General features: G+C 65.6%; 10 protein-coding genes. 7 read left to right on the top strand and 3 right to left on the bottom strand.

Annotation, left to right across the window (positions count from 1 at the left end):
- Positions 1-204: 204 nt before the first annotated feature.
- Entirely contained in the window at positions 205-888 is a 684-nt protein-coding gene (locus BM118_RS10490; protein ID WP_092184912.1) for a hypothetical protein, read from the bottom strand.
- A gap of 280 nt (positions 889-1,168) precedes the next feature.
- Here BM118_RS10490 and BM118_RS10485 point away from each other — a divergent pair, with 280 nt between their 5' ends.
- From BM118_RS10485 to BM118_RS10460, 6 genes are read left to right on the top strand one after another with little or no spacing between them, the layout of a single operon-like run.
- On the top strand, positions 1,169-4,018 hold the full coding sequence (locus BM118_RS10485) for a bifunctional transaldolase/phosoglucose isomerase (protein WP_092184910.1): 2,850 nt from the start codon (positions 1,169-1,171) through the stop codon (positions 4,016-4,018).
- A gap of 13 nt (positions 4,019-4,031) precedes the next feature.
- Complete coding sequence (gene gnd, locus BM118_RS10480; protein WP_092184908.1) at positions 4,032-5,030, top strand: phosphogluconate dehydrogenase (NAD(+)-dependent, decarboxylating); 999 nt, start codon at positions 4,032-4,034, stop codon at positions 5,028-5,030.
- Between the two features lie 40 nt (positions 5,031-5,070).
- Positions 5,071-6,582 (top strand): glucose-6-phosphate dehydrogenase, encoded by a 1,512-nt coding sequence (zwf, locus tag BM118_RS10475; RefSeq protein WP_092184906.1) that lies wholly within the window; start codon positions 5,071-5,073, stop codon positions 6,580-6,582.
- Positions 6,582-7,331 carry a 6-phosphogluconolactonase gene (gene pgl / locus BM118_RS10470; protein ID WP_177234285.1) on the top strand — a complete coding sequence of 250 codons (750 nt, stop codon included), beginning with the start codon at positions 6,582-6,584 and terminating at the stop codon, positions 7,329-7,331. Before zwf ends, pgl begins: the two co-directional genes overlap by 1 nt.
- On the top strand, positions 7,318-7,863 hold the full coding sequence (locus BM118_RS10465) for a gluconokinase (RefSeq protein ID WP_092184903.1): 546 nt from the start codon (positions 7,318-7,320) through the stop codon (positions 7,861-7,863). Before pgl ends, BM118_RS10465 begins: the two co-directional genes overlap by 14 nt.
- A 24-nt stretch (positions 7,864-7,887) precedes the next feature.
- Complete coding sequence (locus BM118_RS10460; protein WP_092184901.1) at positions 7,888-8,700, top strand: HAD family hydrolase; 813 nt, start codon at positions 7,888-7,890, stop codon at positions 8,698-8,700.
- Between the two features lie 180 nt (positions 8,701-8,880).
- Here the strand turns inward: BM118_RS10460 and BM118_RS10455 are convergent, their stop codons facing one another.
- Positions 8,881-10,686, bottom strand: a complete 1,806-nt coding sequence (locus BM118_RS10455; RefSeq protein ID WP_092184899.1) for a glycoside hydrolase family 15 protein — start codon at positions 10,684-10,686, stop codon at positions 8,881-8,883.
- A gap of 31 nt (positions 10,687-10,717) precedes the next feature.
- A complete protein-coding gene (malQ, locus tag BM118_RS10450) occupies positions 10,718-12,679 on the bottom strand; it encodes a 4-alpha-glucanotransferase (protein ID WP_092184897.1) in 1,962 nt (653 codons plus the stop codon).
- 204 nt (positions 12,680-12,883) lie between these two features.
- Between malQ and BM118_RS10445 the strand changes: the two genes are divergently transcribed.
- Positions 12,884-14,830 (top strand): maltotransferase domain-containing protein, encoded by a 1,947-nt coding sequence (locus BM118_RS10445; protein WP_092184895.1) that lies wholly within the window; start codon positions 12,884-12,886, stop codon positions 14,828-14,830.
- The last annotated feature ends 10 nt before the right edge of the window (positions 14,831-14,840 follow it).

The following is a 14,840-nucleotide window of genomic DNA, read 5'->3' as shown; positions in this document are numbered from 1 at the left end:
ATCATTGGACACCCGGGGGCCGACTCCACGCAACGCACAACGTAGGCAACCGGGTGAGTTACGAACAGGCACCTGCCTGTTATTTATGCGAATCTATGTATATCTTCGCTCATTTCCAGCAAATGTCACTCGGCCGCAACATCCGGGCATTACCGGGGATCAGCCTATCCGGCGGTGCAGCATAGCCGTCAGCCGGCGGCAGCTTTATGACGCTTGTACGGCCAAGCCTTGTGAGACCGGACCTGAGTCTGGCGCACCTTGATCGCGGTCTCGCCGCAATGCGGTGCGTGAGTAGCTGGCAACATGACAGTCACGGCAGGTGCGCAGCAATGTGTCAAAATCGGTCGCCAGTCCGTCGCGGCAGAGGACGATGCGATCGTCTTGCGCGCCGCGCGACGTCGATCGGATCCTGGCGCGGATACGGGCGAGCTGCCGCTGCAAAGCCGGCGCCGGCGCCGGCAAGATCGTCCTGTGGCCGCGCCGCTGCTCGGTCGAAACCTTCGCAATCGACTCCCGCAGCAGAAATTCATTGCCGATGCGGCGATCGCGGACGCCAGAGGGGGTGACGATCGCCACCCGCCCGCGTTCGGCGGGGAGCATCCAGATCAGCCGGCTGGTGACCAGGCCGAACAGCGCGACGCCGGCATAGCCGACCGTCGTGTCGTCGTCGCCGAGGCCGTCCCACCAATCGAAGGCAAGGCTGGCGCTGAGCAGGGTCACCGCAAAGCCCGCCGCGACCAGCAGCCGCAGATACGTCGCGCATGGGTTGATTTCGAGATGGTGGGCCGCGTCGATGCTTACGGCCGGCGCGACCGATTGCGGACCGCCAGTAACGGCGAGCGGTGGGCCGTCGGGATGTGCGTGCATGCTTTCCCCCAGCACAGCCATTCGCGACGGGGCGACGAAGCATCAGGCGGATCGGAATCCGCTCTGTGCAGCGGCCGGCAGACGTTACGCAACGAGAGTCGGCCGAACCTCCCCGGCCAACGACTTTTCACGCAACAAAGCCACAACCGCCTGGATCGCCATGATCGCGACGGAGTTACACTGAGGGTATGACGCCTATACCCTTGATTGGTTCCCTCCCGGGAGCATGTTAGCTAGAGGATAGCGCGTCAGGACCGGCGCGGAAACCCCTCGCCCGCAGGCTTGGAGATAAATAAGCATCATGAATCCCGTCAAAGAACTGGAAAAGCACGGACAAGCCGTCTGGCTGGACTTCCTGGCCCGTGGCTTCATCGCCAAGGGCGACCTCAAGCGGCTGATCGACACCGACGGCGTCAAGGGCGTCACCTCCAATCCGTCGATCTTCGAGAAGGCGATCGGCAGTTCGGACGAGTACGACGCTCCGATCGGCAAGGCGCTGAAGCGCGGCGACCGGAGCGTGGCCGACCTGTTCGAAACCGTCGCGGTCGAGGACATCCAGAACGCCGCCGACGTGCTCCGCCCGGTCTATGACCGCCTCAAGGGGGGCGATGGCTATGTCAGCCTGGAGGTCTCGCCTTATCTCGCGATGGACACCGCCGGCACGGTCGCCGAGGCGCGGCGGCTCTGGAAGGACGTCAACCGCAAGAACCTGATGGTGAAGGTGCCGGCGACGCCGGAAGGCCTGCCGGCGATCGAGACGCTCATCGGCGAGGGCATCAGCATCAACATCACGCTGCTGTTCTCGAAGGCGGTCTACCTCCAGGTCGCGGAGGCCTATCTCGCCGGTCTCGAGAAATACGTCGCAGGCGGCGGCGACCCGTCGCATGTCGCGAGCGTCGCGAGCTTTTTCGTCAGCCGCATCGATTCGGTGGTCGACAAGCAGCTCGACGAGAAGATCGCGCGCGCCAACGACCCCAGCGAGAAGGAACGGCTCGCCGCACTGAAGGGCAAGGTCGCCATCGCCAACGCCAAGGTCGCCTACCAGGACTACAAGCGCCTGTTCTCCGGTTCCCGCTGGGAGAAGCTGGCCGCCAGGGGCGCCAAGCCGCAGCGCATGCTGTGGGCCTCAACCGGAACCAAGAACAAGGACTACAGCGACGTCCTCTATGTCGAGGAGCTGATCGGCCCCGACACCATCAACACCGTGCCGCCGGCGACGCTGGACGCGTTCCGCGACCACGGCAAGCCGCGCGACAGCCTGGAGGAGAATGTCGACGACGCAAGGCGCGTGCTGGAAGAGCTGGAGCGCTCCGGCGTCTCGCTCGACGCGATCACCGAAGAGCTGGTCAAGGACGGCGTCAAGCAGTTCGCCGACGCCGCCGACAAGCTCTACGGCGCCGTCGCGCACAAGCGCGCCACCGTGCTCGGGCCGGCGATCGACCGCCAGCAGCTCTCGCTCGGCGACGGGCTCGGCAAGGCGGTGGCGAAGAGCACCGAGGAATGGCGCGCGTCGGCCAAGATCCGCAGGCTGTGGCAGCGCGACAACTCGGTCTGGACCGGGGCCGACGAGGACAAATGGCTCGGCTGGCTCGACAGCGCCGCCAAGGCGGACGTCGCCGACTACGAGGACTATGCGAGCCGCGTGAAGGGCCAGAAATTCTCCGATGCCGTCGTGCTCGGCATGGGCGGATCGAGCCTCGGGCCCGAGGTGCTGGCCGAGACCTTTGCGCGAAAGTCAGGCTTCCCGAAGCTGCATGTGCTCGATTCCACCGATCCGGCGCAGGTGCGGGCGATGGAAGCGAAGATCGACATCGCCAACACGGTGTTCATCGTGTCCAGCAAGTCCGGCGGCACCACCGAGCCGAACGCGATGAAGGACTATTTCCACGAGCGTGTCGCGCAAGCCGTCGGGCCGAAGGTGAAGACCGGCCACCGCTTCATCGCGGTGACCGATCCCGGCTCGTCGCTGGAGAAGTCGGCCAAGAGCCTGAACTACGCCCGCATCTTCCATGGCGAGCCCTCGATCGGCGGCCGCTATTCGGTGCTCTCGCCGTTCGGCCTGGTGCCGGCGGCGACCGCGGGCATCGACGTCAAGACCTTCATCAAGCATGCGCGTGCGATGGCCCGCTCCTGCGGGCCGGACGTGCCGCCAAGCGAGAATCCCGGCGTGCAGCTCGGCCTTGCCATGGGCCTCGCCGGCCTCGAAGGCCGCGACAAGGTGACGATCCTGTCGTCGAAGAAGATCGCCGATTTCGGTGCCTGGGCCGAGCAGCTGATCGCGGAATCGACTGGCAAGGAAGGCAAGGGCCTGATCCCGGTCGATGGCGAGCCGCTGGGCGACTCCGCGGCTTACGGCAACGACCGCTTCTTCATCGACATCCGCACCGAGGGCGAGGCGGACGCCGCCCATGACGAGAAGCTTGCCGCGATCGAAGCGGCCGGCCATCCCGTGGTGCGCATCGTCATGAAGTCGATCGACCATCTCGGCCAGGAGTTCTTCCGCTTCGAGATGGCAACGGCGGTGGCAGGCAGCATCCTCGGCATCAACCCGTTCGACCAGCCGGACGTGGAAGCGGCCAAGATCAAGACCCGCGAGCTCACCGCATCGTTCGAGAAGACCGGCGCGCTGCCGGCGGAGCAGCCGGTGGTCAGCACCGACGAGGCCGATCTCTACACCGACGAGGCCAACGCCACGGCGCTGCGCGCCGCCGGCGCCAACGGCGACCTCACCTCCTGGCTGAAGGCGCATCTGTCCCGCTCCAATCATGGCGATTATGTCGCCCTGCTCGGCTACATCGCGCGCGACAAAGCCACCATCGACGCACTTCAGGCGATGCGGCTCGAAGTGCGCGAAAAACGCCATGTCGCGACCTGCGCCGAGTTCGGGCCGCGCTTCCTGCACTCGACCGGCCAAGCCTACAAGGGCGGGCCGGACAGCGGCGTGTTCCTCCAGATCACGGCCGACGACGCCAAGGATCTTCCGGTGCCGGGCCAGAAGGCCAGCTTCGGCGTGATCAAGGCGGCGCAGGCGCGCGGCGATTTCGACGTGCTCACCGAGCGCGGGCGGCGCGCATTGCGCGTCCACCTGAAGGGCGGGCTCAAGAAAGGTCTCGCGGCGCTCAATGCGGCGCTTAACGACGCGCTGAACTAAGGGAATCTCTCAGATGCAACTCGGCATGATCGGCCTCGGCCGGATGGGCGGCAACATCGTTCGCCGGCTGATGCGCCACGGCCATTCGACCGTGGTCTATGACAAGGACGCCAAGGCCGTCGCCGGCCTTGCCGCAGACGGCGCGGTGGGCTCGGCGACGCTGGAGGAGTTCATCGCAAAGCTCGAACGGCCGCGCACGGCCTGGGTGATGCTGCCGGCGGGGCGCATCACCGAGGCGACGATCGACACGATCGCGGGCGTGATGCAGGAAGGCGACGTCATCATCGACGGCGGCAACACCTTCTGGCAGGACGACGTCCGCCGCGGCAAGGCGCTGAAGGCGCGCGGCATCCACTATGTCGACGTCGGCACCTCCGGCGGCGTCTGGGGTCTCGACCGCGGCTATTGCATGATGATCGGCGGCGAGAAGCAGGTGGTCGACCGGCTCGATCCGATCTTCGCCGCGCTCGCACCCGGTGCCGGCGACATTCCGCGCACGGAAGGACGTGAGGGGCGCGATCCCCGCATCGAGCAGGGCTACATCCACGCCGGCCCCGTCGGCGCCGGCCACTTCGTCAAGATGATCCACAACGGCATCGAATACGGCCTGATGCAGGCCTATGCCGAAGGGTTCGACATCCTCAAGAACGCCAACATCGATGCCTTGCCGGCGGATCATCGCTACGATTTCGACCTCGCCGACATCGCCGAGGTGTGGCGGCGCGGCAGCGTGATCCCCTCCTGGCTGCTCGATCTCACCTCGACCGCGCTCGCCGACAGCCCTGCGTTGGCGGAATATTCCGGCTTCGTCGAGGATTCCGGCGAGGGCCGCTGGACCGTGAATGCGGCGATCGACGAGGCGGTGCCGGCCGAAGTCCTGACCGCGGCGCTCTACACGCGTTTCCGTTCCCGCAAGGAACACACCTTCGCCGAAAAAATTCTCTCCGCGATGCGCGCGGGTTTCGGCGGCCACAAGGAGCCGAAGCAGCCGGGCGCTTCGAAGCCGAAATAAAAGGCGAAGTACCAAGTAACAGAGCGAAGGCCGATCATTCGTGACAAAAGACCCGCAAGCAAAGCGCAAGCCGGAAAATTGCGCCTTCGTCATCTTTGGCGTGACCGGAGACCTTACTCATCGCCTTGTGATGCCCTCGCTCTACAATCTGGCGGCCGAGCACCTGTTACCGGAGAAGTTCTGTGTCGTCGGCGTGGCCCGCAAGGGCCAATCGGATGACGAGCTGCGCGACAGCCTGATGAAGGGCCTGCGCCAGTTCGCGACGCGGCCCGTGGACGACGATGTCGCCCAGAAGCTGCTGCAATGCCTAACCTTCGTCGAAGCCGACCCGAAGGACCCGCCGTCCTTCGACCGCTTGCGCGAGCATCTGGATTCGCTGGAATGCGCGCAGGACACCGGCGGCAACCGGCTGTTCTATCTCGCGACCCCGCCGGCCGCGTTCGCGCCGACCGCGCGCGAGCTCGGCCGCACCGGTATGATGAAGGAGAACGGCGCCTGGCGGCGCCTCGTGATCGAAAAGCCGTTCGGCACAGACCTCGCTTCGGCACGCGCGCTGAATGCCGAGCTGCTGAAGATCATGGACGAGCACCAGATCTACCGGATCGATCACTATCTCGGCAAGGAGACGGTGCAGAACATCCTGGTGCTGCGCTTTGCCAACGGCATGTTCGAGCCGATCTGGAATCGCAACCATATCGACCACATCCAGATCACGGTGGAGGAGAAGCTCGGCGTCGGCCATCGCGGCGGCTTCTACGACGCCACCGGCGCGCTGCGCGACATGGTCCCGAACCACCTGTTCCAGCTGATGTCGCTGGTCGCGATGGAGCCGCCGGCCCGGTTCGACGCACATTCCGTACGCTCCGAGAAGGCCGACGTGCTGACGTCGGTCCAGCAGCCAAGCCGGGAAGAGGCGCTGAAGAATTCGGTCCGGGCGCAATATCTGGCAGGCCGCATTGGCGACGACGAGATCACGGACTATCGCAAGACCGCGGACGTCAAGCCCGGCAGCACCACCGAGACCTTTGTCGCGCTGAAGCTGATGATCGACAATTGGCGCTGGGCCGGCGTCCCCTTTTACTTGCGCACCGGCAAGGCGCTGGGCCACAAGCGCACCGAAGTCGCCATCAAGTTCAAGCAGGCGCCACTGTCGATGTTTTCGGGCACGGACGTCGACCGCCTGTCGCAGAATTTCCTCACCATCGGCATTGCACCGGCCGAGACCATCGAGCTCCAGTTCAACGCCAAGATCCCGGGGCCGAGCATCACCATCGACGGCGTCGAGATGAAGTTCCGCTACGGCGACTATTTCCGCGTCGATCCCTCGACCGGCTACGAGACGCTGATCTACGACTGCATGATCGGCGACAACATCCTGTTCCAGCGCGCCGACGGCATCGAGGCCGGATGGCAGGCGGTGCAGCCGTTCCTGGACGCCTGGAAGGGCGAGGGCACCAACGGCATCGAGACCTATGAAGCCGGCAGCGACGGCCCCGCCTGCGCCGATGAACTGCTCCGGCGCGACGGACGAAGCTGGCGGAAGTTTTCGTGATGGCGGCGGCCGGCCAGCCGAAGCTGATCGTCGCAGCCAACGCCGAGGCCCTTGCGCAAGCCGCGGCCGAACGGGTGATGGCGCGGATTGCGGCCAACGCGGGGCGGATCGCGATCTGCCTCACCGGCGGCTCCAGCCCGAAGAAGCTCTATCAGCTGCTCGGCGGCGATGCCTGGCGCGGAAAAATCCCGTGGGATCGCGTGCACTGGTTCATCGGCGACGAGCGCTTCGTGCCTGAGAGCGATCCCCTCAACAACATGGCGGTGGCGCGCGCGACCTTTCTCGACCGCAATGCGGCGTCCGGCCACGTCCACCCGATCCCGACCGCGGCCGAAAACCCGGACCAAAGCGCCGCCGCCTATGCGCGCGAGCTGCAGGCGTTCTACGGTTCGGAAAGCCTCGATCCGGCCCGGCCGCTGTTCGACCTGGTTCTGATGGGCGCCGGCCCGGACGGCCACACCGCCTCGCTGTTTCCCGGCTATCCCGAAATCGAGGAAATGCAGCGTTGGGTCGTCGGGGTGCCCAAGGCCAATGTGGCCCCCTTCGTGCCGCGGGTGTCGCTCACCCTGCCCGTCCTTGCATCCTGCCGCGAAATGCTGTTCGAGATTGCGGGACATGACAAGCAGCCGATCTTGACGCGCCTCCTCAATGGCGAGACTCTGCCGGCTGTACGCGCGCGCTCGAATGGTGAGACCGTCTGGCTGGTCGACCAGGCCGCGCTTCCGGAGGAAATTCGTGGCGGGCGTTGAAGCACCTTGTGCGTTGATCGTGATGGGCGTGTCGGGCTCGGGCAAGAGCACGGTTGCGGAGGCGCTCGGCGAGCGGCTCGGCTGGCGCTTCGAGGACGGCGACAGCTTTCATCCCGCCAGCAATGTCGAGAAGATGCGGGCCGGCCACCCGCTCACCGACCAGGACCGCTGGCCCTGGCTCAATGCCATCGCCGACGAGATCGCGCGGGTCTGCGAAAAGGGCGAGCACGTCATCATCGCCTGCTCGGCGCTGAAGCACACCTATCGTGACGTGCTGCTGCGGGGGCGCGACGACGTCCGCTTCGTCTTCCTGAAGGGCACGAAGGAGCTGATCGCCGAACGGCTCGCGCACCGCAAGGGCCATTTCATGCCGCCCGAGCTGCTGACCAGCCAGTTCAACACGCTGGAAGCCCCGGAGGCGAGCGAGCACGTCATCACCGTCTCGATCGACGAAACCGTCGAGGCGATCGTGGACGGCGTTGTGCGGCAATTGAAACTGGGCGGCGCAATACCCAAGGTCATGAACACCTAAGGCCGTGAAACCCAAGGTCCTGCCATGACGCAAATCTCTCTCGTGGTGTCCGACGTCGACGGCACGCTGCTGACCAAGGACAAGACGCTGACCGACCGCGCGAGGTTCGCGGTGCAGCGGCTGCACCAGGCCGGCATCGGCTTCACCATCACCTCCAGCCGTCCCGCCATCGGCATGCGCTTCCTGATCGAGCCGCTGGCGCTGTGGCTCCCGGTTGGCCCGTTCAACGGCTCCTCGATCGTCGATCCCGAGATGAGGCCGGTCGAGCAGCACCTCATCCCCGCAGCCGCCGTCGAACGGTCCTTGCAGATCCTCCGGGAGTTCGGCGCCGACATCTGGCTGTTCACCACCGACAAATGGCTGATCGACAACCCCGACGGCAAATATGTCGCCCATGAGCGGCATACGATCCGCTCCGACCCGACCATCGTGACGGATTTTTCGCCGTACCTTGCGAGCGCCTGCAAGATCGTCGGCGCCAGCGCCGACGCCGCCGGGCTCGAGCGTTGCGAGAAGGCGATGCAGGAGGCGCTCGGCAGCGAGGCGATGGCGGTACGCTCGCAGACCTATTATCTCGACATCACCCCGCCCGGCTTCGACAAGGGCACCTTCGTCGAGGCGATGGCCAAGCACCTCGGTATTACGACCGACGCGGTCGCCACCATCGGCGACATGCAGAACGACCTCGCGATGTTCCGCGTCAGCGGCGTCTCGATCGCCATGGGCAACGCCACCGACAACGTCAAGGATCAGGCCACCCACGTCACCGCTACCAACGAGCAGGACGGTTTTGCGGAGGCGATGGAGATGATTTTGAAGCGGAATGGGGTGGGTTAGCTGGAAGTATGAGCTGCCGCTCGCGGCTCACCTCTCCCCGACGGGGAGAGGTCGGATTGCGAAGCAATCCGGGTGAGGGGCCACAGGCGGTCGGTGAGACTGTAACCCCTCACCCGGATCGCATCTTCGATGCGATCCGACCTCTCCCTACGGGAGAGGTGAAGAACCTGCCGCGCCGATCTACTTCGACCGCTGCATCGCCGGCTTCTCGCTCTCCTGCCTTGCCGCCGACAAATTGTGCGCGGTGTTGACCAGCGCGATGTGGGTCAGCGCCTGCGGGAAATTGCCGGTCTGGCGACCCGCCACGGAGTCGTATTCCTCGGCCAACAGGCCGACGTCATTGGCTAGCGCGGCCACGCGGTCGAACAGCGCCTGCGCCGCGCCGAGATTGCCTGACAGCACATGGGCATCGGCCAGCCACAGGCTGCAGGCCAGGAACGCGCCCTCGATCGGCTGCTTTTCTTCGGACACTTCGCGCGGATCGTGCCGCAGCACGAAGCCGTCGCGCATCAGGTGCTTTTCCACGGCCGCGATGGTGCCGCGGATGCGCGGGTCCTCCGCCGGCAGGAAGCCGACCGCCGACAGCAGCAGCACGCTGGCGTCGAGCAGCTTTGAGCCGTAGGACTCGACGAAGGCGTTTTCCTCCGCGTCGAAACCATTGTTGCAGACGTCGCGATGAATGGCCTCGCGCAGCGCGCGCCAATGCAGCAGCGGCGCCTTGAAGCCGAAGGTCTCGGCGCTCTTGATGCCGCGGTCGAAGGCGACCCAGGTCATGACCTTGGAGAAGACGTAGTGCTTCGGCTCGCCGCGCCGCTCCCAGATGCCGTGGTCGGGCCGGTCCCAGACCTCGGCGAGATGGCTGAGCACCGCGCATTCCAGCGCCCAGGTCGCATCGTCATCGAGCTTGAGCCGGGCCATGCGCGACTGGTGGAATGCGTCGATCAGCTCGCCGTAGACGTCGAGCTGGAGCTGAGCATGCGCGGCATTGCCGACCCGGACCGGCTGGGCGCCCTCATAGCCGTCGAGCCAGCCCGCCTCCCATTCCAGGAGCCGGCGCTGGCCCCAGATGCCGTACATGATCTGCATGTTCGCCGGCGAGCCGGCGGCGGCACGCAAGAGCCAATTGTGCCAGGCCAAGGCTTCCTCGGTGTAGCCCGAGTTCATCAGCGCCAGCAGCGTGAAGGTGGCATCGCGCAGCCAGCAGAAGCGGTAGTCCCAGTTCCTGCTGCCGCCGAGCTTCTCGGGCAGCGAGGTCGTGGGCGCCGCGACGATGCCGCCGGTCGGGCCGAAGGTCAGCGCCTTGAGCGTGATCAGCGAGCGCATGATGAGATCGTGATACTCGCCGTCCCGCGTGCAGCGGCTGCACCAGTCCTGCCAGAATTTTTCGGTCTCCCGGAGCGCGATCTCCGGGTCGATCGGCTCGGGCGGATCGAGATGCGAGGGGCCGTAGGTCAGCACGAACGGCACGGTCTGGCCGGCCGTCACCTCGAATTCGGCAACCGTCGTCAGGTCCTCGCCGCGGGTCTCGACCGGCGTGCGCAGCACGGTCATGTCCTGGCCGGCGACCGCCAGCAGCGAGCCGTCCTTGCAGCGGCGCACCCAGGGAATATCGACGCCGAAGCCGAAGCGGATCACGAGCTCCATCCGCAGCTTCACCGTGCCGCTGACGCCGCGCGCCAGCCGCACGATGTCGGACGCCTTGCCGCGCGGCGGCATGAAGTCGATCAATTCGACAATGCCGCTCCTGGTCTCAAAACGCGTTTCGAGGATGAGGGTATGGCCGAGATAGCGGCGTGACGTCGCAGCGACATCCTCGGCCGGCGCGATCAGCCAGCGGCCGTTCCTGCGCGTGCCGAGGATCGCGGCAAAACAGGCATCGGAATCGAAAGCGGGCCAGCACAGCCAGTCGATCGAGCCGTTGCGCCCGACCAGCGCCGCCGTCTCGCAGTCGCCGATCAGCGCATAGTCCTCGATCCTCTGAGACAATGTCGTGCGAGCCTTGAAAAATCCCGGCTCCTCAACTCCCGCCGAGCAACGAACGTTCCCGCGTCGCGGCCTTCAAGGCCGCGAGATCGACCTTCGAGGCGATCTTGTCGAGCGTGACAGGCAGCCGCTGACGCCAGTTCGGATGCTCGTCGATCGTGCCGGGAATGTTGGGCTGGTCGATCACGCCGAGCAGGTCCTCCAGCGACACCGCGAGCAGTCGCGAGGGCGTGCGCGACAGGAAGGCGAGCACCGAATAGAGATCATTGGCGTTGATGCCGTTCTGGCGCAGGATCTCATCGAGCATGCCGAGCGCATGCCAGCGGGCCTTGTCGTCCTCGCCGGGATCGAGCCCGAGCGACAGCTTCATCTTGAGATCGCTGAAGGAGCGCCAACCCGCATAGGTACAGAGGTCGTGCGTGTTCAGCGTCACCAGCGCGTTCGGCCGGTAATAGTCGATGTTGCGGAAATGGCCGGCATCGTCGCGCTCGAACATCATGACGAGATAGGACCAGATGCCGAAATCCTGCATGGTCTCGCGGAAACCTTCCGGCACCGTGCCGAGGTCCTCGCCGATCACGATGCATTTATGGGCCGCGCTCTCGCGCGCGACCGCGCCCAGCAGCGCCTCGAACGGCATCTGCACATAGGCGCCGTTGTCGGGCTTGAAGCCGCGCGGCACGAGATAAAGCCGCTTCAGCCCGAGCACGTGATCGATCCGGATGGCGCCGGCATGGCGCATCGAGGCGGCCAGCATGTCGGCGAACGGCACGAAGGATTGCGCCTCCAAGCCGCCGGCGTTGAAGCCGGCAAGGCCCCAATCCTGGCCGACCGTGTTGAGCACGTCGGGCGGCGCGCCGACGGCGAGATGGCGCGAAATCGCCGTCTGCTCGTTCCAGGCATCGAAGCCGTTGGACTGCACACCGACGGCCACGTCGAGATAGAGACCGACCCGCATGCCGAGCTGGCCGGCCAGCTCCTTGGCCGCATGCAACTGGCTATCGGCGGTCCATTGCACGAATTCGACGAACTCGACCTCGCGCTTGTCAGGCCCGCTACGCAGCTGGGCGCATTTTGTCGCGTCCGGCTGCCGCCACTCCGGCGGCCATTCCCACCACGGCCCGGCGAAACGATGCCGCAGCACCTCGAAGCAGGCAAAACGGGACAACAGCGGCCCGCGATCCGCGCGGAAGGCGTCGAACTGATTGCGGCGGACACCGCTCGCGCTTGTCACGAAGCTGTTGAAGGCAGCGCGCAAGGCCAGCCATTTCAGCGCCGCCATATCCGCATATGGCACACGGTCGCCTTCGCGCAGCCGTGCGGCGGTCGCAGCCGCGTCGGGGACGAGGTCCGCGGCAAATTCCGGGATCGCCTCGACGTCGATGTAGAGCGGATTGAGAAACAGCCGGCTGTTCGGCGAATAGGGGCTGCAATCGGCCGGGTGGTCGTCGAACAACACGTGCAGCGGATTGAGGCCGACGCCATCGGCCCCCAGCTGCTTTGCGAGCCGCACGAGGTCGGCGAGGTCGGTGAAATCGCCGATGCCCCAGTTGCGGTCCGACCGGACGCTGTAGAGCTGCACGGCGAGCAGCCAGCCGCGGTCGAAATCGCCGCCGAAGGCGCGCTCGGGCGCCACGATCATCGGCACCTCTTCGGTCACGCCTTCGGCATCGGTCAGCGTCAAGCGGTGATAGCCGAGCGGCAGGCCGGCGGGCCAGGCGATGACAGGCTCGCGCGTCTCGCCTCGCGCGATCACATTGCCGTTGCCGGCGATTTTCCATTGCAGCGGCGGCGCGCCGGTGGCCGCCAATTCCGTCCGCGGATGTCCCAGGGCGCGAACCACCACCGGCCCGCTGACGAAGCGATAAACCCGCTTCTCTGGGAGGGCGTCGAGGATGGACTTGAGGGCCACGGGATCGGTGACCCGCAGCTTTCCGAGGGCGTCCACGAATTCGGACTGAACACCCTTGATCTGGGCTTGAGCTAAAAGATCCATTCGGCACGCAGCTTGCAGGCCATTGTTTGGCCGGGGGCATTGATTTTAGCGAGGTGGCGGAAGACGTTAGTCAGGGGTAACTCACAAACCGGGCCTGCCGTTCCCAGGGGGAACTAATGACACACAAGCGGCTTTCTATATAGGTATCAAGCGTAGGTTCCCGACAAGGGAAACGGGCCCTGCTTTCTTGTCAATGGCATCACCGTGAACAAGACAATTCAAACTGTCGAAAGTGCCGCAGCCGGCAGCGCTTTCCTCATCGAAGACGTCTATCCCTTGATCGACGGCGGCCGTTTCGCCGTGAAGCGGATCGCGGGCGAGCGCGTCGAGGTGTGGGCCGACATCTACCGCGACGGCGAGGCCGTGATCGGCGCCGCACTGATCTGGCGTCGCGAGCAGGACCGGGAATGGCGGAGCGAGCCGATGATCCATCACGGCAATGACCGTTGGTCCGGCGCGTTCACGCCCGTCGAGCCCGGCCAATATGTCTACGCGATCGAGACCTGGACCGACGAGTTCGCGACCTGGTCTCACGCGGTCGCGCGCAAGCAGCTGTCCGGCGCCGATGTCAGCCTCGACGCCATCGAGGGCGCCGGGCTCCTGACCAAGGCGCATGGCGCGCGGCAAGACGCCGCGGCGGTGATCGTCAGACGATGCGAGGACTATCTTCAGACCGGCGATGTCACCCCGCTGCTTTCAACCGAGCTCGGCAACGCCATGGCCGAGAGCCAGTCGCGGCCCGACCTCACCCGCTCGCCGCCCTTCCCGCTGATCGCGGACCGCGGCAAGGCACGCTTTGGCGCCTGGTATCAGATGATGCCGCGCAGCCAGAGCCGGATCCCCGGCCGGCACGGCACGCTGCGCGACTGCATCGCGCGCGTGCCCGATATCGCCGCGATGGGCTTCGACGTGCTTTACTTCACGCCGGTCCACCCGATCGGGCACAACAGGCGCAAGGGCCGCAACAATTCACCGGTCGCCACCGAGGGCGAACCCGGCTCGCCCTATGCGATCGGCGCCGCCGAGGGCGGACACGACGCGCTGCATCCCGAGCTCGGCACCATCGAGGATTTCCGCGCGCTGGTCGCGACCTGCCTCGAATACGGCCTCGAGCTCGCGCTCGATTTCGCCGTGCAATGCTCGCCGGACCATCCCTGGCTGACGCAGCATCCGGAATGGTTCAAGTGGCGGCCCGACCGTTCGGTGCGGACGGCGGATGGCCCCTATTCGGACATCGTCATCCCCGATTTCGCCTCCGTCGACCGGGCCGGGCTGTGGAATGCGTTCCGCGACGCCATGCTGTTCTGGATCGACCATGGTGTCACCATGTTCGCCATCGACAATCACGATACCGCGCCACTTCCGTTCTGGGAGTGGCTGATCCGCGACATCCGCCGCCGGCATCCCGAGGTGATCCTGTTCTCCAAGACATTTGCACGGCCGAAGCTGATGAAGGGCCTCGCCAAGCTCGGCTTCGCGCAGTCCTTCACCTATTTCCCCTGGCGCACCTCGAGGTGGGAGCTGGAGCAATATCTCGGCGAGCTGACGCGTTATCCCGAGCGCGACTTCTATCGCCCGAACCTGTTCGTGAACACGCCCGACCTGCTGCCCTATCATCTCCAGAGCGGCGAAGCCTGGGCCTTCAAGTCGCGGCTCGCGCTCGCCGCGACGCTGTCGGGCAATTACGGAATCTATAGCGGCTTCGAATTGCTCGAGCACGAAGCCGTCCCCGGCCGCGAGGAACATCTCGATTCCGAGAAATACCAGATCAAGCAGCGCGACTGGGACAAGCAAGGCAACATCAAGCCTTGCATCACCTGGCTCAACAGCATCCGCAACGACAATGCGGCGCTCCAGCAGACGGCGAACTTGCGGTTTCTCGGCATCGAGGACGGCGAGACAATCGCCTTCGTCAAGGAAGCGACCGACCAGGCCAACACCGTCGTCGCCGCCATCGCACTCTCGCGCCATGTGCGCGAATTCTGGTTGCCGCTCGGCGACCTCACCATCGACGTCGGCGGCGAGCGCCGCCACGTCACCGCCCTCGAAAACCTCCTCACCGGCGAACAGTCCCGCATCGAATGGGGCGGGATCAGGTTGCGTATCGATCCCGACCGCGATCCGGCATTGCTGTTCCGCTGCCTGGCGTAAAGGCTCAACG

This window comes from Bradyrhizobium sp. cf659 (assembly GCF_900113725.1).
In the GTDB taxonomy this organism is placed as follows: domain Bacteria; phylum Pseudomonadota; class Alphaproteobacteria; order Rhizobiales; family Xanthobacteraceae; genus Bradyrhizobium.
This window is presented reverse-complemented; position numbering and strand designations above follow the sequence as displayed.

Bases quoted from the DNA above. Each gene is read 5' to 3' on its own strand.
- BM118_RS10490 (WP_092184912.1), bottom strand. From the start codon at position 888: ATGGCTGTGCTGGGGGAAAGCATGCACGCACATCCCGACGGCCCACCG.
- BM118_RS10485 (WP_092184910.1), top strand. From the start codon at position 1,169: ATGAATCCCGTCAAAGAACTGGAAAAGCACGGACAAGCCGTCTGGCTG.
- gnd (WP_092184908.1), top strand. From the start codon at position 4,032: ATGCAACTCGGCATGATCGGCCTCGGCCGGATGGGCGGCAACATCGTT.
- pgl (WP_177234285.1), top strand. From the start codon at position 6,582: ATGGCGGCGGCCGGCCAGCCGAAGCTGATCGTCGCAGCCAACGCCGAG.
- BM118_RS10460 (WP_092184901.1), top strand. From the start codon at position 7,888: ATGACGCAAATCTCTCTCGTGGTGTCCGACGTCGACGGCACGCTGCTG.
- malQ (WP_092184897.1), bottom strand. From the start codon at position 12,679: ATGGATCTTTTAGCTCAAGCCCAGATCAAGGGTGTTCAGTCCGAATTC.